The organism is Nocardia sp. NBC_00881 (assembly GCF_045207455.1).
Taxonomy (GTDB): Bacteria; Actinomycetota; Actinomycetes; order Mycobacteriales; family Mycobacteriaceae; genus Nocardia.
Map to the genome: position 1 here is coordinate 7,985,515 of NZ_CP108798.1, position 25,459 is coordinate 8,010,973.

A 25,459-nucleotide genomic window follows, 5' to 3' on the forward strand; every position below is an offset into this window, starting at 1 on the left:
CCGACATGACCGGACAACCCAGACGCCGAGCCGACGCCCAACGTAACCGTGAAGCAATCCTCGCCGCAGCGCGCGCCCTGATCCTCGCCCGCGGCCCGGCCATCGGCATGGACGACATCGCCGCCGCGGCGGGTGTGGCGGTCGGCACCCTGTACCGTCACTTTCCGGCCAAGAAAGACCTGGTCGAAGCAATCGTGATCGAGTTGTCCACGGTGATCACCGAATACCTCGACGGGGCGCTCGCCAGGGTGCGGTCAGGGACTTCTGTCGCATTCGACGAACTCGTCGAACTGCTGCGCCGAGTAGTGATCGACATGCGTCAGGAGCGATTGCTGCGCTATGCGGTCACCGATCTCGCCGAGGATTCGCTGCATGAGGTCCGGGCGAATGGCCGACATGCGGTGGCGACGTTGATCGCAGCCGCCCACAAGGATCGGGCGCTGTACTCGGATGTGACGGTCGAGGATGTGATCCTGCTGCTCGACACGTCGCCTGACGGCGGTATGGCGAAGAATGCAGAACGTTGGTTGGCGCTGGCCCGACGCGCGCTCGCGCCGGGTCGAGAGGCATGACATGGCTCTCCGGCCTGCGCCTCGAACATCAGTGACGACGACCGCGCTGGGCGGAATGGGGTGGTGCAGGCGGCCGGTGGGTCAGGCGCGGGCTTTTTCCCCGCGCACCGCGGCCGCCAAGTGATCGGGCATCGGTTCGTGCCGCACATAGGTCCGCGAGAAATCGCCGCTCCCGTGCGAAAGAGACCGCAGATCGATCGCGTAGCGGCTGAGTTCGAGTTCCGGCACCTCGGCGTGGATTCGAGTCCGTCCGGTGCTGTGCGGTTCGGTGCCGAGAACCCGGCCGCGCCGACCGGACAAGTCGCTCAAGACGGGCCCGACGTACTCGTCGGCGACGATGACCCAGACCTCGGCGAGCGGCTCCAGGAGAGCGATCCCCGCCGCGGCGGCTGCTTCCCGCAGGGCGAGCGCACCCGCGGTCTGGAACGCGGCGTCGGAGGAATCGACCGAGTGAGCTTTGCCGTCGTACAACGTGACCCGCACATCGACCAGTGGATGTCCCGCCGCCACACCCCGCGCGGCCTGCGCGCGGACACCCTTCTCCACCGACGGAATGAACTGCCGCGGAACGACTCCGCCGACCACCTTGTCCACGAACTCGATCCCGGAACCACCGGGTAGCGGCTCGACCTCGATCTCGCACACGGCGTACTGCCCGTGTCCTCCAGACTGTTTGACATGCCTGCCACGCCCAGTTGCCTTGCCCGCGAACGTCTCTCGCAGCGCGACCCGGTGCTCGATCACGTCGACCTGCACGCCGAACCGAGTCCGCAAGCGCTCCAAGGCGACGTCGCGATGCGCCTCGCCGAGGCACCACAGGACCAGCTGGCCGGTGTGGCTGTTGTGTTCGAGCCGTACGGCTGGGTCTTCGGCCGCCAAGCGAGACAGGCTCTGCGACAGCTTGTCTTCGTCGGCCTTGCTGCGTGCACGAATAGCTATGGGCAGCAACGGATCCGGCATCGGCCACGGCTCGATGAGCAGGGGAGTGCCGGTGGCTGACAGGGTGTCGCCGGTTTCGGCGCGGCTGAGCTTGGTGACGTAGACGATGTCGCCCGCGATGGCCTGACCGAGCGGACGTTGCTGTTTGCCGAAGGGGGAGGAGATCGCGCCGATCCGCTCGTCCACGTCATGACTCTCGTGGCCGCGGACTTCGAGGCCGTGGCCGCAGACGTGCACTGTGTCGTCGGCGTGCAGCGTTCCGGAGAAGACGCGCACCAGGGAGACCCGGCCGACATAGGGATCGGAGGCGGTGCGGATCACCTCCGCCGCGAGTTCGCCGTCCGGGTCGCAGGCAAGCCGGTGCGGGCTCGCGCCGTTGGTGGCGGTGACGGCCGAGACCTCGTGCTCGGCGGGCGTCGGGAAGCCTCCGGTGATGAGATCGAGCAGTTCCACCGTACCGAGTCCCTGTTTGGCGCCTTCCGGGGCGGGAGCGGCGAACAGGACCGGATGGAAGCTGCCCCGCGCGATGGCCCGCTCCAGGTCGGTGACCAGCGTTTCGAGGCTTATCTCCTCGCCCTCGAGGTAGCGTTCCATCAAGGATTCGTCTTCGCTTTCCGCGATGATGCCCTCGATGAGCCGATTGCGTGCTTCCGCCATTTCCGGAAGTTGCGCGGGGGCGGGTTCGCCCTGGACTTCTTCGCCGGAGGAATAGTCGCCGACGCAGTTCGGTAGCAGTTCCACCATTCCGGTGACCGGACGGTGGCCGTCCGGGCTCTTCGGTCCGTACACCGGAAGATGCAGTGGCAGAATGGTTTCCGACGACCCGCCGCCGAGCACTGCCCGGCAGGCCTCGGTCATCTCGTCGAACTCGTCCCGCGCGGTATCCAGGTGTGTGATCACGATGGCACGCGGCATACCGACCGCTGCGCACTCTTCCCATAGCGCTCTGGTCGCGCCCGCGAGGCCCTCCGCACCCTCGGCCGCGGAGATGACGAACAGCGCCGCGTCGGCCGCGCGCAGCCCCGCCCGTAGCTCACCCACGAAGTCGGCATATCCGGGCGTGTCCAAGAGGTTGATCTTCATCCCCGCCCACGCCACCGGCACCACCGACAACTGCACCGACCGGTGCTGCCGATGCTCGATCTCGTCGTAATCCGAGAGCGAGGTGCCGTCCTCAACCCGCCCGGCCCGGTTCACGGCCCGCGCGGTGAGTGCCATAGCCTCCACGAGCGTGGTCTTTCCCGAGCCGCCGTGGCCGACGAGCACTACATTCCGGATTTGCTCCGGCCGGTCCGCCACCGGCCCCCTACTGTTGCCCGCGGCAGATCCGTTCGTCTTGTCCACCATGTGTCCCGCTCCCTTGCCGGCACCTGAGGTATCTCCACCTTCCCACCGGCGGTCACCTCTCGTCCACGGATCGGCAGATCAGATCGAGGAAGATCGTCGGACGCAGGCTGTCGAGGTCTTGTCGGCGAGGTTGTCGCGGGCCCCGAGGTGTCGATGCGTCAGGAACCATCCCGGATGACGAAGGAGACGATCGTCGAACGCCGCCCTTCGGACCGGCGAGGGAGGTGCTCGCCCGACCCAACGCCCGCTCCCTTGGCAGCGGCACATGTGGCGGGCGAGGTCGTCCGAAGTGCCCCAGGGTAGGAGCGCCTAATGGGCGGCCGGCGGACGCGGCGACTGATTGTCCTCGATCCGCTCGACCGATTCGTTGAACCGCGCGACGAGTCTGATCATCTGAGCGATGTCCGCGCCGGACCAGTCGGCGACCACGGCGCCGATTTCACCGCGGCGCTGCTCGCGATCGGCGGCGAGCAGCGCGAGCCCCGTGTCGCTGGCCCGGAGTTTGCGCGCGATTCCGCCGTACGGATCCGGCACGCGCCGCACGAGTCCACGCTCGAGCATCGCGGCCACCTGCCGGTTGATGGTGGAGATGTCGAGCCCGAAGGATTCGGCGAGCTCGCGCAGGTTGAGCGATGGGTCGATCTCCAGACGGGTCAGTATTGAATACGCCGAACGGTCGAGCTGAAATCCAGTGCGCCGCAACACTGATGCGGAGACGTGCCGCGAGAGCAGGGTCAACTCGAAGACCAGCCGGTTGAGGGCTGCGTGCTCCGCGCTACCGGATTCGGACATGGTTCACCTATGTCGAGCGTGTGGTTTTGTACCAAATTGTGCATGATGCACGTCATATGTATCGTACATATGTGACTGTTGCTGTCGACGTGTCTTCGACCGTCTCTGGTTCCGACGACCGGCGCCGTCCCACGCCGGCTTTCCTCATTGCGACACTCGGCGTGGTCGGTGTGGTGGTCTCGCTCATGCAGACCCTGGTCATTCCGATCATCCCGTCGCTGCCCACACTGTTGAGCACTTCGGCGTCCAATGCGTCCTGGGTCGTGACGGCTACGCTGCTGGCCGGTGCGGTGTCGACTCCGATCAGTGGCCGTCTCGGCGACATGTTCGGCAAGCGTCGGATTCTGTTCGCGAATCTGGTGTTGTTGATTGTCGGTTCGGTGTTCTGTGCGTCGTTCTCGGCGCTGGTGCCCGAGATCGTCGGTCGCTCGTTGCAGGGTTTGGCGGTCGGCGCGATCCCGTTGGGGATCAGCATCATGCGCGACGAATTGCCCGCCGAGCGTGTGGGTTCGGCGATGGCGATCATGAGCGCGACGCTGGGTGTCGGTGGTGCGATCGGTCTGCCGGTCGCGGCGGCGATCGCGCAGAACGCGGACTGGCACGTGCTGTTCTGGACCTCGGCCGGTCTCGGCGTCCTCTGCGCAGTACTGGTTTTCGTGTTTGTGCCGGAATCGCTGGTACGCACGCCCGCGCGGTTCGACTTCGGTGGTGCGGTCGGCTTGTCGGTGGCGCTGCTCGCGTTGCTCATCGCGATCACCAAAGGCGCGGACTGGGGCTGGGCCAGCGCGCGGATCCTGATCCTTTTCGCGGTGTCGGCGGTGGTATTCCTCGGCTGGGGGTTCTTCGAACTGCGGCAGCGCTCACCACTGGTGGACCTGCGGGTCTCGGCGCGGCCCCGAGTGCTGTTCACCAACGTGGCCTCGGTTGCCGTGGGGTTCTCGCTCTACGGCATGTCGCTGACCTTTCCGCAGCTGCTGATGGCGCCGGAGCGGACCGGGTACGGCTTCGGGCTGTCGATGGTCAGCGCCGGATTGGCGCTGGCGCCGACAGGCTTCGTGATGATGCTGCTCTCGCCGGTGTCTGCGCGACTGTCGGCGAGCCGAGGCCCGAAGGTAACCCTCGCGCTCGGCTCCGCGGTGATCGCCGCCGGCTATCTGTGCGCGGTGATGCTGATGAACAGCGTCTGGGAGATCATGCTCGCGGGGGTGATCGTGGCGGGGGGCGTCGGGCTGGCGTACGCGGCGATGCCCGCGCTGATCATGGGCGCGGTACCGATCACCGAGACCGCCGCGGCCAATGGCCTGAACTCGCTGATGCGCTCGATCGGCACTTCGACCTCGTCGGCCGTGATGAGTGTGGTGCTGGCACACATGACGATATCGCTCGGCACGCACGTATTCCCGTCCCGGGACGGGTTCCACACCACCTTTTTCATCGCCATGGCGGGGGCCATGGCAGCGATCGTGCTAACGGCCTGCATCCCGATGGGGAAGTCGAAAGCGCAGGTCTTGCCCCAGCCTGAGCCCGAGCCCGAGCCCGAGACCGCGCCGGTGCCGGTGCCGGTGCCGGTGCCGGTGCTTGCCGGGGTGGTTGGTCGGCATGCGTCGGTTGATCGGAATGGTCATGGTGGGTACCGGGTGGGTGCTGCGTCGGAGTCTGTGCTGCCGACCGCGGAGTTGTCCGGGGCCGATTTCGATGGTGGGTCGCTGGGTGGTCGTATCCGTCGTGAGGACCGTCGTGCGGTGCCGGGTGCGGCGTTGACGTTGATCGACCAGCGTGGTCATCAGGTCGCGCGGGCGACGGGGGCTGTCGATGGCGGTTATGTGATCAGCGCACCGGTGGTGGGGGGTTATGTGTTGATCGTGTCGGCGACGGGGCATCAGCCCGCGGCGGTCAATGTGGCGCTCGGTCGCCGGTCGCAGCAGCTGGACGTGACCTTGACCGGGTCGGGTGAGTTGTCGGGTGTGGTCCGCAGCGCCGGTCGTGGTGAACCGCTGGCGGGCGCGACGATCACGTTGACCGATCTGCGTGGTGAGGTCGTCGGGGCGGCTGTCTCGGGTGGTGACGGCTCCTACGTGTGCCACGATGTGGTCTCGGGCACTTACACGCTGGTGGCTGTCGCCGCGCATAGGCGCCCGCACGCGACCACTTTGACGGTGCCCGACACTGGCCTGCTGCGCCACGACATCGAGTTGGCCGCGATGGGTGTCGTCGCTGGATCGGCGTGGGCTGACAGCGGCCGCGCGGTGGCCGATATCCAGATCACGGTGCTCGACGCGGCAGGTGAGTTGACCGCCACGGCACGTACCGATGAGGACGGCCGCTACGTGGTAACCGATCTGCCCGAGGGGCAGTACACGATCGTCGCCCGCGGCTACCCGCCGGTGACCAGTCAGGTCACCGTGTCCGGTGGGGAGGTCGCCCACGATGTGCGCCTCGGTTACGGGCCCGAGGACCACGCGTGAGCGGGTTGACCGAATGTAAGTCCGTCGGAGCCGGATCGGCTGTGGCAGGCATCGGGACCACCACAGTGCGCGCCCCCAGGGGACTGGGGCGGGTGCCGCTCGAGCCCGACTGTGTCATCCATTCTTTCGGCGAGCCAGGGTTCGCTTGGCCCGTGCCCATGTCACGCTTTTATACGCCTAGCCCAGAGCGGAGGACCGGCCAGGAATCGTGCAGTGCGTCTTGCCAGTACGGCCAGGCGTGGATGTAGGCGGCGGACGGGGTAGTGGCGAGGCCTGCACATCGAAGGTCGGTCCCGACTGGTGCGCGGTACGGTGCTTCTCGCAAAGTTCAGTCCGGGAACCGGCATCGAGGAGAAAGTATGTCATCGGACGAAGGCTGGGAAGAACTGTGCGTGGCGTGGGGGCCCGACCAGCTGGTGCCGATCGAGCCTGAGCGGCTCACTGACGCGCCCGTGACGGAACGGACCCGAGAGTTCCTGGTGCGCGTCGGATTTCCGCGTGAATGCCCCCTCCTTGTCAGTTTCTACCGAGACGAGCGACTGCTGCAGCCGATATGGTTGCGCGACATCCGGTACCTGCTGGTGGGTGACGACGACGGCACTCTTCTAGCACTGCGTGCCGGCACGGACGAACTCTGGTCCGTCACGGAGTCGGAAGACGAGCCCCGCTTCGTGAACTCTCACCTGTGGGAGTTCGTCCTCCTTCTCGGTCTGTACGAGCCGCGGGCCTATCCGGGATTCAGACAGCGGGTCGCTACATGTGACGAGAAGGCCCTCGGCCATGATGACTGCTGGTGGTCGCTGATCGTGGAGCAAATGAGCTATGGACTTGCTCCGTGACCTCGGTCACGACAACCGCTCGCCCCGGCGTGGGAGCATCTCGCGGCACTCGATGGTCATCTGCCGCGCGCTCGAGATCATGTCTGTTCGTCTAGTGGCAGGTACCGCCCGGGCGAGATCAGCCCGTACGGGTCGACCGCCTTCTTCAGCGACAACGCCATCCGCTGATGCCCGCTGGAGTAGTGCATGGTGTCGATTCCCGTGCGCATCGGGCGGAATCCCGCTTCGACCAACCTCTCCTGCGCCAGTGCGACCCACTGGTGCGCGGCGTCGACCTCGATGTCGTCCGCGCGGTCGAACGGCACCCGGAAGAACCCTTCCAGACAATGCGCGCTGACACTGTTGAACGTCAGATATGACCGGATTCCGGTGTTCGCATCGGTCGCGCGCGCAATGGCGATGGCGGTATTCACATGCCGACCGACGAAAGGAACGGCAGGTAATGCGCAGACGAAGCCCGGGAATTCTGGATTGTCATCGAGGGCAAAATCCGATGACATATCGACGGAGCGGCCTGCCATTGCGTCGACGTACTCGTTGCCGGGCTCGCCGGACAGCTTCCGAAATCGCGTTCGCGCGGCGTCGGGAAGGTCTGGGTCGGCGGTGGTGTAGTAGTCGACCTCGTCGAAGTGTGTGGACAGCTTCTTCTGGAGCAGCGCGATGATGTCGTCGTCACCCCATAACGCGACCCAGCTCAGCCAGGTATTCGGTGATGCTGTCCGGTCGAGTCGAGCAAGCCGAGGGTCGTCTTCACCATTGATCTCGATGCGGTCGCGCAGCAGTTGATATCGACGTAGTTCCGCAAGGATATCCACGTGCGACGCGAGCTCGCCTCGGGTGGAACGCACCAGAGCCAGTGCGACATTCTGCCTCGGGTAGAGGGAGACGACCGCGGCTGTGACGATGCCGAACCCCGACTGAACGAATAGTCCGGTCACATCCGGTCCGCTACCGTGCGGGTAGTGATGCCAGTCCGGTGCGTCGTTGTCGTCGTTGGCCCAATGGCCGGTTCGCACGTATTCGGCGTCCGCCAGCACGGCTTCGAGGCCGCGGAGATCTGCTGTGCGCTGCCCGAATATTCCCACGCCACGTTCGAGCACGTTGCCCACCACGCTGGTCTGCTCGCCCGAGCCGGTGATATTCAGCATGCATGAGCGGTGCGTGAGTGCCTCGGCGAGCTGGCCTTGCGTCACGCCGGGTTCGACAATCGCGTAGTGCAATTCCTCGTTGATCTCGAGTATTCGATTCATCAGGCTCAGGTCTACGACCGCGCAACCATCGTGGACAGGGAGCTTGGAACCCAACCCCCAGTTGCGGCCGGTGCTGATGGGGTGCAGCGGAATCCGGTACCTCGCGGCGACGGTGACGACCTGCCGCACTTCCTGGCGGGAAACGGGCCGCAACACGGCAACGAGCTCTCGACTGGCAAACTCTGTCAGGTTCGCGGTATACGGCTGAGTGTCCGTGGTGGCGCGTTCACCGAGCAGGGCTCGCCACTCGTCGAATGCACTGGCCATCACCGGCGCCGATCCAACCCTGCCTCGTCGCCGCCATGTCTACCGTGCACACCCCTACGGGCGCGTGGCAGGTCGACGGTCTGTGGAAGGAGTTCGATGCGCGGCGCCAACACCGCATAGCGCGAGCCGCAGAACTTGGCCTCGAAATTCCGCATCCAGCCGTGATGTGACAGATTGCCCCAGCCATCGAAACCTACGATCGAAATGCCACTGCGGTCGTAACTTCCGGAAAGCAGGAAGGTCCAGTAGGTCTGATCCGGAAAAATGCCGTTCCGAGCCTTGAAGGCGGCACAGAAACACAAGTACCGCCGCAGATCGAGGCCGTGGAGGCCCTCGTCGTCATATTCACGCTTAGCGTATTTTCCGCTGCTTCCGATCAGTTCCGGTACCTTGGCGGCGGAGGTGACGAACCAATGTGATTCGCTCACCATGACGGTGCGGATCATATTCGCTTCGACATCGAAATTTATATTCGCCTGAATGTCGAACAGATCGCACAACTTGCTTGCCGACAGCCCCGCAGGCACATAGACGAGTAGTTCGTCACTTGATTCGAGCTCGGCAATCTCCGTATCGGTGAACGGACAAGGCGCGATGTCATCCGGTCGCTTGTCGCCGAACATCCCGTCGATGAGCTCGTTCAGATATGCTTCTCGGATCACCTGTCGTGCGCCTTCCTCATCGGGCTACGGTATTACATTCGAGGCAAAACGACATTCCGCGACAATGCCGAGGAACGCCGAAGAGTTGCTTCGTCGCATGGATGCTACTTCTACTTTGAAATACCTGATTTCCCAGTGGGGGGACGGTCGAATGCTGCCCAGAAGCTGCGGCCGACGCTGCAGTGCCGCCTGGGCCAGGCTCTCAGACTCGATTCGTCACACCGTCCACTCTGACGCCTATATCGTGCGAGGCTCCCACAACAACATGTTGGCCAGCGCTCAGGCGGGCGGAAGTCGAGGCCGGCCGGACTTGGCGAGGGGTATGCCGTCGGGTAATGAGCCAACCGACGGTAGCGGCCACCGGAAGCATCACTACGCCGTAAACTCCTGCGGGCACAGCCATTTCGGTGCTGTCTAGGACACTGATCGCGATGGTGATTGCGATTGCGCTGTTGTGTACGCCGATTTCCATGGAGCAGGCAATGGCTCGGCGCTCGTCGATGCCGAGCCATCGCGGAACCAAGTAACCAGTGGTCAGGCTGATCAGGCAGAACAGAGAGGTAAGGCTCCGACGTCGAGAAGGTACTCAGGCAGGTCGCTGACGTCTCCGAACATCGCTCCAGCCACGACCAGTAGGAGTGCGAGCACCGAACCGATACGCACTGGACGATCCATCCGGTCGGCAAAATCGGTGGATAGCCGCCGCACCAGCATGCCGATCAGAACTGGAACCAGCATGATCGCGAACACCTGAATGACTTTGCCGAACTGCATGCCCAACCCGCTCGCGCCTTCTCCAGGCTCGAAGTAATCGATGGCGAAGTTCGTCACCAAGGGCACCGTAACCACCGCGATGATCGAATTGATTGCTGTCAGAGAAACATTGAGTGCGACATCGCCGCCGAACAGGTGACTGAACAGGTTCGCCGTCGTCCCACCCGGTGACGACGCGAGCAGCATCATGCCGACGGCGAGGGCTGGCGGCAGGTCGAAGAGAAGGGCCAGGCCGAACGCGACTACCGGCAGCACGAGCACCTGACAAGCCAGCGCGATCGCGACAGTCCTCGGATTCCGTGCGATGCGAGTGAAGTCATCGACGCTGAGCGAAAGCCCCAAGCCGAACATGATCACGGCCAAAGCCAGGGGCAGCGCTGCCGATACGAGCGGAGAATCCATGGTCTTCCTCTTCTGCCTGAGCCCACGTTGCCGAAGATCTAGTTGCGCTGCGGCTCCGATACGAATAGCACCGCGTGATCGAGCCTGCGGACGCCCATCGAAACTTCTCCTGTCGTATGGCCGACCCCCGCGTGGAGCGGCCGCGGGAACGGTATCGCGTTGGAGCAGGAGGTCGGGCACGATCATTCCGTTGAGCGGGATGACGCGGTCGAGGTCGCTCGCCGATCATCGACTGTGGGTCGAACGTGGTGTGGTCGGTATGCCTGGGAACAGCCCTACGCCGCAGGCGGGGCCTTTCCTGGCCACCAGCGGGCCTCACCGGCTGACGCGCACTTTTGATGAGCGGTGGGTCAGCCCGCGGAGCACGCACCTGCCGGAGGTCGGAGTCGACTCGACCGTGCATGGTCGAGGAACGGCTGTCTGTGACCGATCCGACTGTCCGCCGCGACGAGTTCCGGGCGGCCGCGCGGTCATTACTGTCGAAGGCGTTCTGCGTGAGCGCACCGGCAGGCCACCCTCGAGGAGCAACCGCATGAACACGATCACATCCCTCGCCGAGTCGTCGCTGGAGCACGAGCTGGCGCGGCTGCGGCAGCCACTTCTCGGTTACTGCTATCGCATGCTCGGATCCGTGCTGGAAGCAGAGGACGCCGTGCAGGAGACAATGATGCGGGCGTGGCGGTCCTCGGCTCGGTTGGGCGATCCGGCGGGGCTGCGACCGTGGGTGTATCGGATCGCGACGAACGTCTGCATCGACGCGACCACCGATCGCCGGCGCCGGGCGCTGCCGATGGATTTGGGCGCCGCGGCCGACCCGGGCAGCGGCATGGGCGCCGCGCTGCCCGAATCGACCTGGGTGCAACCGTTCCCGAGCGCCTCGGCCGGTGACGACCCCTCCGAACGGGCCGTCTCGCGCGAATCGGTGCGGCTGGCGTTCGTGGCGGCCCTGCAGTACCTGCTACCTCGCCAGCGGGCCGTTCTGATCCTGCGCGATGTGCTGTGCTGGAAGGCCGCCGAAGTCGCCGAACTCCTCGACACCAGCGTCGACGCGGTCAACAGCACGCTGCGCAGGGCACGGGCGACCCTGGTCCAGGTCCATCCGAGCGTTGTCCCGGATGCGGGCGGGCCGATCGATACCGGGCTGCTCGAGCGTTTCGTCGCCGCCTTCGAGCGCTTCGATATCGACGCCGTCGTCTCGATGCTGCGCCACGACGCCGTGATCGATATGCCGCCGGTGTCGTTCTGGCTGCACGGCCGTGAGCAGTTCCGCCGCTGGCTCACTGAATCCGACGGGGGGTGCCGTCGCAAGCGATTGGTGCCGATCGAGGCGAACGGCTGCCCAGCCGCGGCGGTGTACCGGGAACACGAGGAACGGCTCCGGGCGGTCGGAATTCAGGTGCTGGAATGCTCGAACGGTGAGATCGTGCAGTTGCACACCTTCCTGCAGCCCGAATTGTTCCGCGTCTTCGGTCTGCCCGACACCCTGGACTGAGCTATCGCGGCGGCCCGTGCTCCGCGATGGACCACAGGTCGGTGAGGCCGGCCAGCTCGAACACAGCCAGCAGCCGATCATCGGCGCACAAGACCCGCACTCGGCCACCGGATCGCCTGGCGGTCAGCTGAATTCGTGCAACCGCCTCGACGGCAGCAGCGGCGCGACCCGAAAGCCCGCGCACGTCACACCAAATCGAACGGTGCCCGCCGAGCAGCAGCGCACGGACCTGCGCGCACCAGGCCGCGGTGGCGTCCGCGTCCACCGCACCGGCGAGCATCACGATCGGCGGGTCGAACTCGTCGGTCTCGCCGCGGAATGCGCTGCCGTCGGGACACACGCAGTCATCAGCACACATACCCTGCATGACCGCGGCGGGACCGAAAACTCGTCGCGACGAGTTTTCGGCACACGACCGGTTGTGAGTGGCATGGTCAACGAAACTCTTCGCCCGCCGGGCGCAGCCCGGGTAACGGCAACTCTGAAACCCGCGGCGATCCTCGCACTGATGTGCGGGGCCCAGTTCATCATCACCCTCGATATCGCGATCGTGAACGTCGCACTGCCCGCCATTCAGGCCGATCTCGGCCTGGCACCCAGCGATCTGCAATGGGTCGTCATCACGTACGTGCTGCTGCTCGGCGGCCTGCTGCTGCTCGGCGGGCGCGCCGGCGATCTGCTCGGTCGGCGCCGGATGCTGCTGCTGGGCCTGACGCTGTTCGCGGGCGCCTCGCTCACGGCCGGACTCGCGGGGTCGTTCGCCCAGCTCGTCGCGTCGCGGGCGGTCCAAGGCATCGGCGCCGCGCTCGCCGCGCCGGCCGCTCTGGCCGTGCTCGTCGCGACCTTCCAGGAAGGTGCCGCGCGCAACAAGGCGCTGGGTGTGTTCGGCGCGGCCGGCGGCAGCGCCGCATCCTTCGGTGTCGTGGTCAGCGGTGCGCTGACCGCCGGGCCTGGGTGGCAGTGGATCTTCTTCCTCAACGTCCCGACCGTCGCGGTGATGCTGGCATTGATCGCGAAATACGTGCCCGCCGACCGGAATATCCACCGTGGACCGTTCGACGCCGCCGGTGCGGTGACCGTCACCGCCGGATTGACCGCCATCGTGTACGCGATCAACCGCAGCGTCGAGTACGGGTGGACATCGGCGACAACTCTCGGCTTTCTCGCGATCGGCTTGCTCTCGGTGGCCTCGTTCGTCGTCATCGAGTATCGCACCACCGCGCCGCTCGTACCGCTGTCGATGTTCCGGCGGCCGACCCTGAACGCCGCGAATCTCGTTGCCGCACTGGTCTATGCGGCCTTCTTCGCCACGATCTTCCAGGCATCGCTGCTGATGCAGCAGGTGCTCGGCTACTCGGCGCTGCGCACCGGCGTCGCATATCTTGCGATCGCCGCCACCTCGGTCGTGGCCGCCGCGGGCATCGCGCCGACCGTGCTTACCCGATTCGGGGCGGGCTGGACGCTGGTGCTCGCCCAGGCCGGCACGGCGGCGGGGCTGATCTGGCTCGCGCGGGTGCCGATGCATGCCGCGTACTGGCCTGACCTGTTCCCGGGATTCCTCGCTGTCGGGATGGGCGTCGGACTGTCACTGGTGTCCATTCAAGTCGCGGCATTCATCGGCATCCCCGAACAGGTCAGCGGCCTAGCCGGCGGCATGGTCGAAACGGCACGCGAAATCGGTGGTGCGCTGGGCACCGCGATCGTCGCGGCGGTGGCGATCGCGACTGCCCGCTCCCTTTCCGCCGTCCCGAACGAGTCGGCGCTGACCGAGGGATTCCGGCGCGGCTCACTCGTCGCGGCGGGTTTCAGCCTGGTGGCGGTCGCCATCGCGATCACTGCGGTCCGCCGTGCCGAACGCTCGGCGCCAGCGACCGCGTCGATCGCCGAGGCGGTGCGGTGATGAGTGATCCGGCCGCTGCGGCGAATATGCTTCGGGTCCTGCATATTCCGGGTAAACCACTGATCTTGGCCAACGTTTGGGACGTCGCCACCGCCGAACGCGTGGTCGCCGCAGGTGGACGGGCCGTGGGCACCTCCAGCGCCGCCATCGCCGCGACCCTCGGTCTGCCCGACGGCCCGGACACCCCGATCGAGCCGATGTTCGCGGCGGTGCGACGGATTTCATCGGCGGTCGAGGTGCCGGTGACCGCCGATCTACTCGACGGTTACGGACTCGACGCCACCGAACTCGTGGACCGGCTGCTGGCGGCGGGCGCGGTCGGCTGCAATCTCGAGGACTCCGATCATCGCGGTCCCGACGCACTCACCGCGCTGCTACCGGGCACAGAGGTGTACGTGGGGGCGGCGTCGGCGATGTTCTTCGCGTGGCTCTGGACTCGGTCCGAGGCCTGCTCGATCTCGTCGTGTACGTCGATGACCGTTTTCAGCACGGCGGTCGTCAGCCCAGAGGGGACATCGTCGAGCCTCCCGCAACGTGAGGATCAAGCGCGCGCCGCGGCCAAGACGGTACGGCAGCAGTTGCCGAAGTGAGCTGGTTGTGCTAACGGCGGCCGGCTCTGATCCAGGCGGCTATAGTGGTGCCGATCCTCGCCCCGTTTGGCTCGTGTTGCGTTGAAGGTTGTCGACTGATGCTATTTCCTGGTGCCGGCCGCTCGTCATTCCGTGGCGCGGCTGTGTCGACGGGGTGATGTCTTATGCGGTCGGCTGATCGGGTTCGGGGCGGTCTCGCCGGGGTGACATGCGGTGTGCTCGCCATCGCCGCACATGGATTCGAGGGGGATCTGCCGCACTCGGCTGCTTTGGCATTGCTGCTGGTGGTGAGTGGTGCGGTCGGTTCCGCGACCGGGTCACGGACCGGTCGCGGAAGGGTGCGACTGTTCTCGATGCTCGCGCTGGGGCAACTCTTCGGTCACGTCGCGTTATCTGCTGCCGGCACCGCGGATGTGCACCGAGAGGTGGAGGGCGTAGGGCGGGAGGGATGGCTGGTGCTGGTGGCGCACGGAGTGGCGACACTGCTTTGTGCGCTGCTGATCGTGGCGGCGGAACATGTATACACGGCCGCTTCGACTGTCGTGCGGACGCTGCTCGCCCGATTCGAACCGCTACCGGTGATCGGCGACGGGGCTGTGCCCGCACCATCTGGTCTGCACCGATGCCGGGAAGTGCCGCTGCCCGCGGCCATTTCGAGGCGGGGGCCTCCGGTATAAGGAGTGTCCTGCTCCTTTTGGGAGTGTCGGCACGTTTAGGTGACGTTTTGTGCTTCGACTGCTGGACCCTGCGCGTTCAGGACCATGCCAGCTCCCCACGGTGCAGACCTACGCCGATGGGCGCCTCGTCACATGGGATCAGCCCGACAGTCCGGACCGCTCCGATGCCGAAGAACCCTGTTATGTCGCTGAGGCTGCGACGAGACAAGCCGAAGGCGCACACCACCGTGATGTCGAGACGGCGACGACGAGCGGTTGCGCCAGCGGCATGACGGCCATGTGGCTCGGCGGGATCGGCGGCACCTCGGTGCCGTCGCCCTGGACGGCATTGTCGGCGAACTGATTTGGCGACGCTTCTGACAATCCGATCGAGCCGGTACCCGCGTGTCCTTGCCAAGTATGTGCGGTGATGGCTCGAGACCGACCCGGTGGTGCGCTGACGCCACGGTCCCTCACTGCGGAGCGGATCCGCGAACCCCGCTATAGAAATTCGATAGGAAGCGTATGGAAACATCGAAGAATTGGGCCGTTGAGTTCCAGCAAACCCTGAAATGGCTGCTCATCGCCTGCTCGATCACGGCGGTCGTCTTCGTTGTGATCGCCGCCGCGGTGTTCTTGTCGACGAAATGGGGTCGGCAGTTCTGGCGGCTCGTCGGAACGTTTTTCGTAGGTAGAGATGCCTTCCGCGCAATGCTTTTCGTCGCTGCCATGTTGTTCAGCACCGTACTTGCGGTCCGTATGACGGTGTTGTTGTCATATCAGAGCAACGACATGTTTTCGGCTCTTCAAGCGGCAGCCGAGGCGTTCACCTCGGGTGATGCGCATACCCTCGCCGCTGCCGAGCGCAAATTCTGGAATTCGATGACCGTTTTCGCGATCCTTGCGACCCTGCACATGGTGCGTTCGCTAGTCGACTTCTATATCGGGCAGGCCTTCGACATCAGGTGGCGGCGATGGTTGACCGAGCGGGTGACGACCGATTGGCTGCACGAGCGTGCTCATTATCGGGGCCGGTTCATCGACCACACCATCGACAACCCGGACCAGCGCGTGCAAGAAGACATCACCACCTTCGTGCAGCAGTCCAGGGTGCTGTCGATGGGTGGTGTCAGCGCCGTCGTCTCAGTGGTGTCGTTCACACAGATCCTGTGGGATCTGTCGGGTCCGCTCACGATCGTCCACACCGAGTTGCCCCGGGCGATGGTCTTTCTTGTCCTGATCTACGTGCTGGTGGCAACGACGATCGCATTCTGGATCGGGCGGCCGTTGATCCGGCTCAACTTCCTGTATCAGCGCGCCACCGCGAACTTCCGCTACATCTTGGTGCGGCTACGGGACAACTCCGAAAACGTCGCGTTCTATCGGGGTGAGGAAACCGAGCGTGGTGGAATCCTGGGACGGTTTGCCACCGTTCTGTCCACCTACTGGGGCGTGGTGTATCGCTCGCTGAAATTCCAGGGCTGGAATCTGGGTGTCGATCAGGGGGCGGTCGTATTCCCTTGGATTCTGCAGGCGCCCAGATTCTTCCAGGGTTCGATCACCCTCGGCGGTATTCAGCAGTCGGCTACCGCCTTCGGCGAGATCCATGCCTCGCTGTCGTTTTTCCGTGAGTCCTACGACCAGTTCGCCGCGTACCGGGCATCGCTCATCCGGCTCGACGGACTGATGGTGGCCTCCGACGCGTCGCGTCGACTGCCCAAAGTCGATACGGCCGCTCTCGATGCTGCGTTGGAGTTGGTCGGAATCGATGTGCGTAGGCCGAACGGCGAGGTGCTGATCGATGATCTGAATCTGCGGCTGAGTCCGGGCGATGCACTGGTGGTGAAAGGCCGGTCGGGGAGTGGGAAGACGACACTACTGCGCACGCTTGCGGAAATGTGGCCGTACGGAGACGGCCTGATCCGGCGACCCCCCGGTAACGGCAGCCTGTTCGCGTCGCAACTTCCGTACCTACCTCTGGGCGATCTGCATGCCGCGGTCTGCTATCCGGCGGATTCGTCCAGCATTCCCGAACAACGGATACGCGAATTGCTGGACAAGGTGCACTTAGGGCACCTGGTGGATCGGCTCGACGAGGAAACCGACTGGGCGACGATCCTATCGCCCGGTGAACAGCAGCGAATTGCGTTCGCCCGTATCCTGCTTCTCGAACCCGAACTCGTTTTCCTCGACGAAGCAACCTCGGCAGTCGATGAAGGTCTGGAATATTCGCTCTACCGACTGATCCGCACCGAAGCACCTAACACGATCCTGGTCAGCGTCGCTCACCGAAGCACCGTCAACCAATTCCACACACAGCGGCTGGAACTCGACGGCAACGGTTCATGGCGGATGGAAGGCATACCAGCGACACCGTCGACGATCTGCCAGATGTAGCTGGGATCGTTCTCCTCGCGATAGCCATCGACGGTGACCTGTACGACCCGCTCGAATTGGGCCCGTATATCGGTGGTGTCGGCGGGCCCATCGGCCCGGTAGGTGATCCACCGACTACGGGGCGTGGGGTGGCGGGATGCCGGCGGCGTCGTGTTTCTTGCCCTCAGCGCGCTTCCAGTCGTAGTAGGTGCGGCCGGCAGGGTAGTGCAGGGCGGCGAACGAAGACAGGAACAGGGTGCGTTCGAGTTTGTGGTTGCCGGATCGGGCGGGGTGTTCGCCGCGGAGGGAGCTGCCGGATCGGTGGGGGTGCCGTGCGATTTCGGCGTAGGAAGTGAGGTGGCCGGCTGAAGCGAAGGCCGAGCCGTCGCCGACCTCGAGCAGAATACGGGCTCCGGTCCTGGCTCCGATGTCGGGCATCAGGACCTGGGCGAGGGGGTGATCATAAAGCATCCCCTTCGATATCGGCGGGAATGCTTTGTCGTTGCAGCAGAACGCTTTCAGTGAGCTGGCGAGCTACGGCAGCACGATCTCGGCAGCATCCGGGCCGGGAACGGTGACGGTCTGCGCGTCCGGCGCGGCCAGTAATTCCTCGCCCAGCCGCGTGCCCATGCGTGGAGCGTGTTCGGCCGCGATCGTGGTGAGCTTGCGTCTGCCTGCCCGCTCAAATTCCTTCGGGTCGGCCGCAGCGCGAGAGGATCTCGAGGACTGCCGGGTGCGCCACTCGTGCGGTAATCGACGACGTTCTGAGTGCGTCCCCTTCGATTGTCATCGGGTGGTGTGCGCGCCTCCGTTGACGTGCAGGGTCTGGCCGGTGATGTGGCGCGCACCGTCGGAGCTCAGGAAGTAGGTGGTCTCGGCGACGTCGCTCGGGTGTCCCGCTCTTCCATTGTGGGTAGCTTCGATCAGAGCTACCCGCCGCTGCTCGCTGAGATTTCCGTGGAAGAAGTCGGTCTCGGCGATGTAGCCGGGCGCGATCAGGTTGGCGGTCAAAGCCTTGGGGCCCACTTGTGACGACAGCCCGGCGGTCCATGCTGCCAGCGCGGCTTTCGCCGCGCCGTATGAGGTTGCGGCGTATTCGGCGCCGATGGAACCGATGTTGACGATGGAGCCGCCAGGCCGCAACTTCTCGAGTACGGCGGTGGTGGTGAGCACGGCACTGAGCAGGTTGGCGTCCAAATTCGCCCGCCACGCCGCCAAGACTCCGTCGAGATGTGTGCCTTGTCCACCGGACTGGTAGAAGTCGGTGTTGCCGCCGGCCATGTTGACCACCACGTCGAGGTCTGGACCCAGTTCGTCCGCCATCCGGGCCACCTGCTGTGGATCAGTGGCGTCACAGGTGATCGGTCGCGCATTGATCTCGGCTGCCGTGTCGGCGAGCCGTTCGGCGTTGCGTCCGGTGATTATCACGGTGTCGCCACCCGTTCGGAACCGGGCGGCTACAGCCTTGCCGAGTCCGCTCCCACCGCCGGTGACTAGGACGATACGACGCACAACTGCTCCTTCCGTTGCTATGTTTAGCTCTAAACGTAGCGAGAAAGGCTGATGATGTCCAACGATCTCGATGCCGAGGGTTACCCGCTGAGCCCGATTTCCACGTGGCCTGCAGCCGATATCGCCGCGTCGTGGCAACGAGAGCTTCCCGGCGTGCGCACCGAATCGATCGAGATAATCACGCCGGTCTGGCGGATCGCGAAAGTCCTCGCCGATGACCGGCGCCGCACCCTGGCCAAGCTCGGAGTCGACCCGTCCACACTCGATCTGCTCAGCGTGATAAGGCGTTCCGGTCCGCCCTATGAACTCACGACCCGCGAGATCGCCCGCCGGACCCTGATTACTGCCGGCGCTGTCTCGCAGCGCGTTGCCCGCGCCGAGCGGGCTGGACTTGTCGAACGATCATCGTCGTCGGTATCTCGCCGCGCGGTCGCCGTCAGGCTCACCGATATCGGCCACCGCCTGATCGAAACCACCGTGCGGCAACTACTCGAGCACGAAGCGGACCTGATCAGCGCGCTCACAGCTGCCGAATGCACAGCACTCGCCGGGATTCTCGCCACGCTGGAACAGACGCTGGTGGCGTCGCCACCGAACGAGCCGCAGGAGTGAGGTCCACAGACCTGGACCGAGGAACGTCCGCTATGCGCCATGAGCGCGCGTTCGTCCGAGGCGCCCGGTCGCTGGGACACGCCGGAATCGACGTTACTTGTCGCCGACCCGAGCAGCTCTTCACCCCGACTCGCCGCCGCCGCAGTTCACCGATAAACGACGTCGGAATTCGCCAGCGCAGCCACTTGGGGTTTTACCGTCGAGTAGCGTCCCGGAAAGCGGTGTAGGCGATTTGTAACCGCTCTTCCCGGATGAGGTCGCACGGAGTGGCTCCCGCCTGCTGCAGGGCCAGTTGATACAGGAATCAACTCCGCTGGCACTCATAGGGTTTCGCTGGTACTCGCTGACTGGTGGAACGCGGACCGTCGACCCGGGTGGGATCGTTACCGACAGTGGAGACACCGACAAACAAGGCAACGTCGCGAAATATTTCGGACAGCACTAGAGGCGGTACGGTTTCCAAGGGGACGGGTTCGACCGGTACCACCCCGGCCCTCAGCCTCATGCCGTAATCCCCATCCGACATGTGTGCCGTGACGACGGGGGCATCGATCGGGTAGAACCGGATCTGGTCGCCGTACACATACCGGTAGCTTGGCGAGCCGGTGTCATCCTCCTCCTCGTCGTCTCTGCCCTCGATCCAGTATTCCGCGCGCAGACCCCATTCGGGCAGTTCGCGGGTGGCCGGTGGCGCCTCGTCGTCGACCGGTAAGCGGAGCTTGTTCCGCCAGCCGTGCAGGGTCGCCAGAGCGTGGAACTGGTGTTGCCGCAGAATATGTGCGGCGAACCGATTCGAGTGGGAGGCGGTTCTGCGTTCGGCATCGGTGAGCCGGTACACCTCACGGTGGGCCTGCTCGAACGATTGCGTGATCCCGAGGCTGTCGAGTCGAGCCCGCCAGGCCAGGATCTCCTCGTTTGCGCGACCGATGGGATGCCATAGCCGGACCTGTGAGCCATCGGTTATGGGATCGCCGAGAACAGTGCGCAGCTGTCCGTCAGCGTACCCGATCGTGGTTCCATCGATATCCCACAGCAGGCGACGGGCGAGGGCGCCGACCAGGGGATGATCCAGATACAGTTCGCGCCATACATCGAATGTCCAGGTGCGCGGCGCGAGAAACAACCGTTCGAGGCGTGTTCTCTGGCTTGTCAGCATCGTGTCGATGTCCTTCACGGTGGTCCGCAGCTCCTTGAGCTCACCGGCGCAGTCACGGCCGACGGCCGCGGGAGCACTCTTCACCATATTTCCGGCCGCGTTCTGCCAGCGCAGAACCGCGTGTGTGCCCTCGATCTCCACAATCGCAGTGGCCTCACCCAGTTTGTAAGCGGCCCGCCCTGCCTCGGACAGACCATAATGCGGAACCGTCATTTCCTCGATCTCGGCGCGCGTGATGCCCAACGCGTCGGCCCGGGTATCCAGTGCTTCTTTGACCAGCGCAAGCGTTCCCCTATAGGTGACCCGAGTCGACAGGCGGGCCAGCTCGGCCACCGCCGCCTCGCTGTCGATCCGGCCCAGACCGATAACAGCAGCGTTGGCTACTTTCGGATCCAGTGGAGCATTTCCCGAAACCTTGTAGAGACAGGCTTCCGCCAGCCGCCGCAGCGCCCGGGCGGTCCGGGGATCCGCAGGTAACAACGAGATCAGCCAGGCGAACAACAATGGATCGAAGAACGAATTACTCCATATACTCACCAATTGATGCGTCCTGGGACGGCCCACGAACCGCAGCCATGGATTGCGACACTGACAGGAGCCGCTGGGGTCGCGTTGCACTTCAGCCAGTCATGGTGGCGGATGTTGGTCTTGGCGGCTTCGGGTGCGCCGTACCTGATGAGCTCCGCGTTCGTCGGGGCGGTGGCCTTTGTAGCCATGCGGCACTGGAGCGGTGCGGGGGTGGCGATCGTTGTCGTTGCCACCGCGATCTGGACCCAAGCTCCGCTGTACTTCAGCCGTTCAGGTGACGACAACGGACACGCAGTGATAGCGATGCAGGCCAATCTTCTGTTCGACGGAGCTGACCCTCAGGCGCTGGTCGACCAAGTGCGCGCGCGGAACATCGCTGTGCTCACCGTCAATGAACTCACACCGGCCGCGGTCGAGGATCTCGGCCGGGCAGGGCTCGACCAGTTACTGCCGCACCGGTATCTATCCCCCGGAAGGACCGCGGCCGGGACGGGAATCTGGAGCAGCTACCCGCTGACCGAAACCGTCGAGTACGACGGGTTCGTGCTGAACCAGCTCTCGGCGACAGCAAGCATCCCGGGCGCCGGACCGGTCACCGTGTACGCCTTCCATCCGGTGCCACCGGTGTTCGGTACGCAGGTGTGGGCCGACGAGTTGTCCCGTCTGCGCGAAATTCTCGACCGGTCGCCGTCGAGTCGGCCCGCGATCGTCGGTGGTGACTTCAACGCGACTTACGATCATGCGCAGTACCGCACGATGTTGTCCGGGCGTTTCGGCGACGCTGTCGAACAGGCGGGCGCCGGACACCTGGTCACCTATCCGACCGACAAGCGGTGGCCGCCCCTGGTCGGTATCGACCATATCCTTGTCGCTGGGGGCCGCGCGGTCGCGGTGGAGACGGTGGGCCTACCAGGCGCGGACCACCGCGCTCTGGTCGCGCAGGTCTGCCTGGATCGCGAGCGGCAGTAACCCATGGGCGCGGACGTGCGCGCATGATGGCTGCCGCTGCTGCGGAATCTTCTCGCCTACGTCCTGCTGGTTCTGGACGACGAGCCGCTGATCGTCCTGCACCGCGAAACGGCCACCGGATGTCAGCTGGTCTTGTACCCACACCAGCCGGGATCAGTTTCGGGCGTACCGAGCCACGAAACCAGTTCTCGATCACCGGTGGCACCGTCTTCACCCGGTTCGCCTCACCGAGACCGGTGAGTTCCTCGCCATTCTGTTGGTCCACCAGGTAACCCTTCGTCTGGTGCTCCTAGTCGTCATCGCCCTTGGCGCGGGCGCCCGGCGGCATCATGCCCGGCATCCCTCCCGCACCGGGACGTCCCGCGCCGGTACGCGCGGCGGCGGGGACGCCGTTCGGAACAGCGGGGACAGCCTTGACGCTGCGGCCAGTGGCGGGGTTCCCGGGCCGGCACGCTGGGGCCCGGTGTGTCGGGAGATCCCGGACTCGGTGTTCCGGGGCGAGTCGGTGACGGATCGGTGCCAGTGGTGTTCGCCGGTTGGGTCGACGGGTTCGTGCCTGCGGGTGCCGTAGCCGTCTGGTCGAGCGGGTTCTGTTGCTCGGTAAGCGGATTCGCGTCGGCCGGGCCGGGGTTCTCCGGCGCGTCCTCGGTACCCGGTAATCGGTGTTCCAGCGTGGTCGGATTGCCGCCCGGATCTTTGCCGGGTGACGAAGGTTGCCCTGGGTGGTTCGATGAGGTCGGCAAATCACCGGGCCTTTGGATGGGGATGTACGGCTTGGGTACCAGCGGAACACCGGTGTCGGCTTCTCGGACCGCCGGATAGAAGACGTTCTTGACAACGTTCACGGAGGCATCGTGCGCGGCGTCCTCGCGATGCTGGTTCAACTTCCACGTCGGACCCGGCACCCGGCTCGCGACGTCGCTGGTCCAGGTATGACCCGGAGCCTCCTGCACGGCGGGCCGGGTGACCTCGATTCCCGACCGTATGATCTTCACCTTCTCGGCCATGATCTGCACCGAACCGACCAGCCCACTGGACTTGTCGACATACTCTTTGATTCCGTCCGCCGCGGACTTCGCCGCCGCGCCTTCCGATCTGCCTTCCATCGCTTTGCTGATATCCGGAGCGAAACCCTGCAAACCCCGCTCCAGCCTGTTTCGAATGGACTCCCACCGCTGATGCAGCGCCACGACATCGGTGATCGACATCGCTTGCACCCGTTGATAGAGATCCTCGATACCATCCGGATTCTTGTACGCGCTCTCCGGCACTTTCGGCGACTGGGTGTGCAATTCGTTGCCAGAGCGCATGATTTCGGCGATGCGGTTTCGCGCGATGGCCGCGTCGGGGCTCTCGTCGCGCGAACCGCTATCGGGCGGGAGGCGATCTCAGTGGGTCGCTGATCGACCGCCGCGCTAGCAGCCAATGCCCACGCCCGGTCTTCCACTCACCGTCGATCTGGCGGCATGCCCAGTCGTACTTGCGGGGCCCGTGCGCGCCGGCACCGACCGACAACCGCTGCCACGAGGACGCACCGAACTCGGCGACGAGGTCGTCGGCGCGGGGACAACGTCCACCCGTTCTTACGCTCCAGCCCCGCAGTCAACCCGGTCACGTACTCCCGCGCCCGAGCCCGCAGCTCCGAACGCGTGAACCGACCCCCAATCCTCGACATCAACGAGTGCAACTCGGCCACAAAACGATCCAACACCACAGATCACATCTACCACCAGCTCACTCGGGTGCCGTTGCAGCATTAATATATTGAATTGTCTATGGAATCCACAGATAGGCTTTTGAAAATATGTCAAGGCTTGAAATTTCCGTGCCATGGTTGGTATTCCTGAAAGGTGCGACCGTTGCTGCGTCGCACCGAGGAGGGAGTTCTGCAAATGTCCTGGTTCGTAGACGATCGCTGCGTGAACTGCGATGTGGCCCGGCAATTGGCGCCCGGCTTGATCGGCGAGGTCGATGGTCGCTCCGAAATTTTGCGTCAACCGCGCGACGAAGCCGAGGAACAGGCGCTGGCCGCAGCCGCATTCGCCTGTCAAACCCGATCGGTTCGGCGCAGGAACGTGTCACTCAACGCGGCGTTCGACCCGTTCCCGATGCGCCTGGACGAGGGTGTTTACCTGTGTGGCCACAATTCGTCGCACACTGCGGGAGCCAACTCCTATCTGCTGCGACGCCGCGCCGGCAACCTCATGGTCGATACGCCACGCTGGAGCGAGTCGCTGGCAACGCGATACGAGGCGCTCGGCCTGGTGACGGACGTTCTGCTGACCCACCGTGATCACGCCGCGCACGGCTGGCGCTACGCAGACCGATTCCGGGCTCGACTGTGGATTCACGAGGGTGATCTCGATTCAGCTCCGGATGCCGATCAGATAATACGGGGAGCCGATCCAGTCGAGATCGTCGACGGCGTAATGGCGCATCCGTTTCCGGGCCACACCGAGGGAAGCGTGCTTTATATAGTCGACGACCGATACTGTTTCAGCGGGGACAGCCTGTACTGGTCCCGCACCACCGGAGACATCGAAATTGCCGAGAGCGTCACCTGGTATTCGGTCGAAGTACTGGCCGAGTCGCTGGCACGATCGGCCGATCGCCTTGGTTTCGAATGGCTCTTGCCCGGTCATGGGGATCGCCGACAGCTTCCGGCAAGCGAGATGGCGCTTCGGATGCGAGGCCTGGCTGAACGTGTCAAAGCCCTTCGCCCCCAACCGATCGATTTCAGCGCCATTCGGTGGTGATCACGACTCAGCTCAGCGCCCAGCCGAACCTCGCGAGCTGAGGTTAACCCCTGTCCATCATTCGGGGGGAACCTCCAAGGCCGGGTAGTTAGTGTTTTCGCTGGTGGCGCAGCCGGTTTGAGGATTTCGGGCATAGGGCAACGGAGCTCGTTGGTTCAGGTAGTCGACCAAGACAGCCTGTTGCCGAGGAGCTCCGTTGCCGTTTCATTCTCCCCTGCCTCCCGCGTTGGCGGCGATCACCCGGTCGGTGACCGTGGCCGCGGGCCGGTTCGCTGCCGGTCATCTGGGCGAGTTGACCGTGGTGGTGCCCTTCGAGCTTGTCGACGCGGTCCTCGAGGAGACCCGGTCGGTGCAGCGCCGGTTGCGTGATCTCCCGTCTCGGGTCGGGGTCTATTTCCTGCTGGCGATGTGCTTGTTCCCCGAGGTGGGTTATCGGGCGGTCTGGGGCAAACTCACGGCCTCGCTGACCGGGATACCCGTGCCCGCCCCGACCGCGAAAGCGTTGCGGGACTTGCGCCGTCGGGTGGGGGTCGCGCCGATGCGGATGTTGTTCGATGTGCTGGCCGGGCCGTTGGCGCAGCCGTCGACTCCGGGGGTTCGGTT

19 protein-coding genes and 5 pseudogenes are annotated in these 25,459 nt (G+C 64.8%); 13 read left to right on the forward strand and 11 right to left on the reverse strand.

The genetic code is table 11. From position 1 onward, the window contains the following. Window positions 1–5: 5 nt before the first annotated feature. Window positions 6–572, forward strand: coding sequence for a TetR family transcriptional regulator (locus tag OH799_RS33920; RefSeq protein WP_406272930.1), 567 nt, complete (start codon window positions 6–8; stop codon window positions 570–572). 81 nt (window positions 573–653) lie between these two features. Here the strand turns inward: OH799_RS33920 and OH799_RS33925 are convergent, their stop codons facing one another. Both OH799_RS33925 and OH799_RS33930 read right to left on the reverse strand, forming a co-directional pair. Beyond that, window positions 654–2,858, reverse strand: a complete 2,205-nt coding sequence (locus OH799_RS33925) for an elongation factor G-like protein EF-G2 (protein ID WP_406272933.1) — start codon at window positions 2,856–2,858, stop codon at window positions 654–656. A gap of 309 nt (window positions 2,859–3,167) precedes the next feature. After that, on the reverse strand, window positions 3,168–3,650 hold the full coding sequence (locus OH799_RS33930) for a MarR family winged helix-turn-helix transcriptional regulator (RefSeq protein WP_406272936.1): 483 nt from the start codon (window positions 3,648–3,650) through the stop codon (window positions 3,168–3,170). A gap of 71 nt (window positions 3,651–3,721) precedes the next feature. Between OH799_RS33930 and OH799_RS33935 the strand changes: the two are divergent. From OH799_RS33935 to OH799_RS33945, 3 genes and pseudogenes are all read left to right on the forward strand, one after another. Continuing rightward, window positions 3,722–5,170: pseudogene (locus OH799_RS33935) on the forward strand (MFS transporter); the annotation flags it as partial. A gap of 138 nt (window positions 5,171–5,308) precedes the next feature. Then, the gene (locus OH799_RS33940; RefSeq protein WP_406282838.1) at window positions 5,309–6,115 is read left to right on the forward strand and encodes a collagen binding domain-containing protein; all 807 of its coding nucleotides are present in this window, start codon (window positions 5,309–5,311) and stop codon (window positions 6,113–6,115) included. A gap of 359 nt (window positions 6,116–6,474) precedes the next feature. Next, entirely contained in the window at window positions 6,475–6,954 is a 480-nt protein-coding gene (locus tag OH799_RS33945; RefSeq protein ID WP_406272939.1) for an SUKH-4 family immunity protein, read from the forward strand. A 77-nt stretch (window positions 6,955–7,031) separates the two neighbouring features. Here OH799_RS33945 and OH799_RS33950 read toward each other — a convergent pair whose 3' ends face one another. The 3 genes and pseudogenes from OH799_RS33950 to OH799_RS33960 all read right to left on the reverse strand — a co-directional run. Then, window positions 7,032–8,471 carry an FAD-binding oxidoreductase gene (locus OH799_RS33950; protein ID WP_406272942.1) on the reverse strand — a complete coding sequence of 480 codons (1,440 nt, stop codon included), beginning with the start codon at window positions 8,469–8,471 and terminating at the stop codon, window positions 7,032–7,034. Beyond that, a complete protein-coding gene (locus tag OH799_RS33955; protein ID WP_406272945.1) occupies window positions 8,471–9,133 on the reverse strand; it encodes a hypothetical protein in 663 nt (220 codons plus the stop codon). The genes OH799_RS33950 and OH799_RS33955 overlap by 1 nt, the downstream gene beginning before the upstream one ends. A gap of 325 nt (window positions 9,134–9,458) precedes the next feature. Continuing rightward, window positions 9,459–10,309: pseudogene (locus OH799_RS33960) on the reverse strand (bile acid:sodium symporter family protein); the annotation flags it as partial. Window positions 10,310–10,841: 532 nt separating this feature from the next. Here OH799_RS33960 and OH799_RS33965 point away from each other — a divergent pair. After that, window positions 10,842–11,801 (forward strand): RNA polymerase subunit sigma-70, encoded by a 960-nt coding sequence (locus OH799_RS33965; RefSeq protein ID WP_406272948.1) that lies wholly within the window; start codon window positions 10,842–10,844, stop codon window positions 11,799–11,801. A gap of 1 nt (window position 11,802) precedes the next feature. On the opposite strand, the gene OH799_RS33970 is transcribed toward OH799_RS33965, so the two are convergent. After that, a complete protein-coding gene (locus OH799_RS33970; protein WP_406272951.1) occupies window positions 11,803–12,159 on the reverse strand; it encodes an STAS domain-containing protein in 357 nt (118 codons plus the stop codon). Between the two features lie 72 nt (window positions 12,160–12,231). Here OH799_RS33970 and OH799_RS33975 point away from each other — a divergent pair, with 72 nt between their 5' ends. The 4 genes from OH799_RS33975 to OH799_RS33990 all read left to right on the forward strand — a co-directional run bounded on the left by OH799_RS33975 (window position 12,232) and on the right by OH799_RS33990 (window position 17,344). After that, window positions 12,232–13,701 carry an MFS transporter gene (locus OH799_RS33975; protein ID WP_406272954.1) on the forward strand — a complete coding sequence of 490 codons (1,470 nt, stop codon included), beginning with the start codon at window positions 12,232–12,234 and terminating at the stop codon, window positions 13,699–13,701. Further along, window positions 13,701–14,291: an isocitrate lyase/phosphoenolpyruvate mutase family protein gene (locus OH799_RS33980; RefSeq protein ID WP_406272957.1), complete on the forward strand. Its 591-nt coding sequence runs from the start codon at window positions 13,701–13,703 to the stop codon at window positions 14,289–14,291. The genes OH799_RS33975 and OH799_RS33980 overlap by 1 nt, the downstream gene beginning before the upstream one ends. Window positions 14,292–14,455: 164 nt before the next feature. Continuing rightward, the gene (locus tag OH799_RS33985) at window positions 14,456–14,968 is read left to right on the forward strand and encodes a hypothetical protein (RefSeq protein WP_406272960.1); all 513 of its coding nucleotides are present in this window, start codon (window positions 14,456–14,458) and stop codon (window positions 14,966–14,968) included. Between the two features lie 504 nt (window positions 14,969–15,472). Further along, window positions 15,473–17,344, forward strand: a complete 1,872-nt coding sequence (locus tag OH799_RS33990) for an ABC transporter ATP-binding protein/permease (protein ID WP_406272963.1) — start codon at window positions 15,473–15,475, stop codon at window positions 17,342–17,344. A gap of 141 nt (window positions 17,345–17,485) precedes the next feature. Here the strand turns inward: OH799_RS33990 and OH799_RS33995 are convergent. Next, window positions 17,486–18,068, reverse strand: a pseudogene (locus OH799_RS33995) (transposase); the annotation flags it as partial. A 41-nt stretch (window positions 18,069–18,109) separates the two neighbouring features. Then, complete coding sequence (locus OH799_RS34000; protein ID WP_406272965.1) at window positions 18,110–18,835, reverse strand: SDR family NAD(P)-dependent oxidoreductase; 726 nt, start codon at window positions 18,833–18,835, stop codon at window positions 18,110–18,112. 51 nt (window positions 18,836–18,886) lie between these two features. On the opposite strand from OH799_RS34000, the gene OH799_RS34005 reads away from it, so the two are divergent. Beyond that, window positions 18,887–19,447 (forward strand): MarR family winged helix-turn-helix transcriptional regulator, encoded by a 561-nt coding sequence (locus OH799_RS34005; RefSeq protein ID WP_406272968.1) that lies wholly within the window; start codon window positions 18,887–18,889, stop codon window positions 19,445–19,447. Between the two features lie 304 nt (window positions 19,448–19,751). On the opposite strand, the gene OH799_RS34010 is transcribed toward OH799_RS34005, so the two are convergent. Beyond that, window positions 19,752–21,140, reverse strand: a complete 1,389-nt coding sequence (locus tag OH799_RS34010) for a DUF4132 domain-containing protein (RefSeq protein WP_406272971.1) — start codon at window positions 21,138–21,140, stop codon at window positions 19,752–19,754. A 6-nt stretch (window positions 21,141–21,146) separates the two neighbouring features. On the opposite strand from OH799_RS34010, the gene OH799_RS34015 reads away from it, so the two are divergent. Beyond that, complete coding sequence (locus tag OH799_RS34015; RefSeq protein WP_406272974.1) at window positions 21,147–22,100, forward strand: endonuclease/exonuclease/phosphatase family protein; 954 nt, start codon at window positions 21,147–21,149, stop codon at window positions 22,098–22,100. Window positions 22,101–22,396: 296 nt separating this feature from the next. On the opposite strand, the gene OH799_RS34020 is transcribed toward OH799_RS34015, so the two are convergent. Beyond that, complete coding sequence (locus tag OH799_RS34020; protein ID WP_406272976.1) at window positions 22,397–23,410, reverse strand: hypothetical protein; 1,014 nt, start codon at window positions 23,408–23,410, stop codon at window positions 22,397–22,399. Window positions 23,411–23,658: 248 nt separating this feature from the next. Further along, window positions 23,659–23,814 (reverse strand): annotated as a pseudogene (locus OH799_RS34025) (IS701 family transposase); the annotation flags it as partial. Between the two features lie 178 nt (window positions 23,815–23,992). On the opposite strand from OH799_RS34025, the gene OH799_RS34030 reads away from it, so the two are divergent. Both OH799_RS34030 and OH799_RS34035 read left to right on the forward strand, forming a co-directional pair. Beyond that, entirely contained in the window at window positions 23,993–24,856 is an 864-nt protein-coding gene (locus OH799_RS34030) for a 4Fe-4S domain-containing protein (RefSeq protein WP_406272979.1), read from the forward strand. Window positions 24,857–25,109: 253 nt separating this feature from the next. Next, window positions 25,110–25,400 (forward strand): annotated as a pseudogene (locus OH799_RS34035) (transposase domain-containing protein); the annotation flags it as partial. Window positions 25,401–25,459 lie beyond the last annotated feature (59 nt).

Excerpts from the sequence above, each read along its gene's own strand:
- OH799_RS34005 (WP_406272968.1), top strand. The coding sequence starts at position 18,887 with ATGATGTCCAACGATCTCGATGCCGAGGGTTACCCGCTGAGCCCGATT.
- OH799_RS33980 (WP_406272957.1), top strand. The coding sequence starts at position 13,701 with ATGAGTGATCCGGCCGCTGCGGCGAATATGCTTCGGGTCCTGCATATT.
- OH799_RS33945 (WP_406272939.1), top strand. The coding sequence starts at position 6,475 with ATGTCATCGGACGAAGGCTGGGAAGAACTGTGCGTGGCGTGGGGGCCC.
- OH799_RS33950 (WP_406272942.1), bottom strand. The coding sequence starts at position 8,471 with ATGGCCAGTGCATTCGACGAGTGGCGAGCCCTGCTCGGTGAACGCGCC.
- OH799_RS33985 (WP_406272960.1), top strand. The coding sequence starts at position 14,456 with ATGCGGTCGGCTGATCGGGTTCGGGGCGGTCTCGCCGGGGTGACATGC.
- OH799_RS34015 (WP_406272974.1), top strand. The coding sequence starts at position 21,147 with ATGCGTCCTGGGACGGCCCACGAACCGCAGCCATGGATTGCGACACTG.
- OH799_RS33930 (WP_406272936.1), bottom strand. The coding sequence starts at position 3,650 with ATGTCCGAATCCGGTAGCGCGGAGCACGCAGCCCTCAACCGGCTGGTC.
- OH799_RS33990 (WP_406272963.1), top strand. The coding sequence starts at position 15,473 with ATGGAAACATCGAAGAATTGGGCCGTTGAGTTCCAGCAAACCCTGAAA.
- OH799_RS33970 (WP_406272951.1), bottom strand. The coding sequence starts at position 12,159 with ATGTGTGCTGATGACTGCGTGTGTCCCGACGGCAGCGCATTCCGCGGC.
- OH799_RS33920 (WP_406272930.1), top strand. The coding sequence starts at position 6 with ATGACCGGACAACCCAGACGCCGAGCCGACGCCCAACGTAACCGTGAA.
- OH799_RS33975 (WP_406272954.1), top strand. The coding sequence starts at position 12,232 with ATGGTCAACGAAACTCTTCGCCCGCCGGGCGCAGCCCGGGTAACGGCA.
- OH799_RS34020 (WP_406272976.1), bottom strand. The coding sequence starts at position 23,410 with ATGCGCTCTGGCAACGAATTGCACACCCAGTCGCCGAAAGTGCCGGAG.
- OH799_RS33925 (WP_406272933.1), bottom strand. The coding sequence starts at position 2,858 with ATGGTGGACAAGACGAACGGATCTGCCGCGGGCAACAGTAGGGGGCCG.
- OH799_RS34030 (WP_406272979.1), top strand. The coding sequence starts at position 23,993 with ATGTCCTGGTTCGTAGACGATCGCTGCGTGAACTGCGATGTGGCCCGG.
- OH799_RS33965 (WP_406272948.1), top strand. The coding sequence starts at position 10,842 with ATGAACACGATCACATCCCTCGCCGAGTCGTCGCTGGAGCACGAGCTG.